This window comes from Pseudomonas sp. IT-93MI4 (assembly GCF_949767635.1).
GTDB classification, from domain to species: domain Bacteria; phylum Pseudomonadota; class Gammaproteobacteria; order Pseudomonadales; family Pseudomonadaceae; genus Aquipseudomonas; species Aquipseudomonas putida_A.
The window spans coordinates 1-314 of the sequence record NZ_CATKPP010000046.1 but is presented as its reverse complement, the minus strand read 5'-3'; the positions used below and the strand labels follow the sequence as shown (position 1 = coordinate 314).

Annotated in this window: 1 protein-coding gene; it reads left to right on the top strand. The window is 65.9% G+C overall.

What is annotated here, in order from left to right:
* Window positions 1-314, top strand: a 314-nt coding sequence (locus ACM6I7_RS19110; protein WP_414889044.1) for a hypothetical protein, incomplete at both ends; no start/stop codon positions are given.

The following is a 314-nucleotide window of genomic DNA, read 5'->3' as shown; positions in this document are numbered from 1 at the left end:
TGCACGTCATCCTGCAGCGGCAACTGACCGGCGGCGCGAGCTTTTTCTGGGAGTGGGAACGCTCGGGCAAGTCGGCGCGCTGCGTGCGGCACTGGGCGTCGTTCGCGCAGATGGACACGCGTTACGTCTGGGCCGATGACGGCAGCGTCGCGGTGCACTATGTCGATGGCAGCGAAGAAACCTACGTCCACGACGACAGCGCACGGCTGGTGCGCAAGGTCGAGGCCGATGGCGGTGAGCACCTCAAGGTTTATGACGATCAGGGCCGGCTGATCGCCGAGCAGGATCCGCTGGGCGCGGTCACCGAATACCGC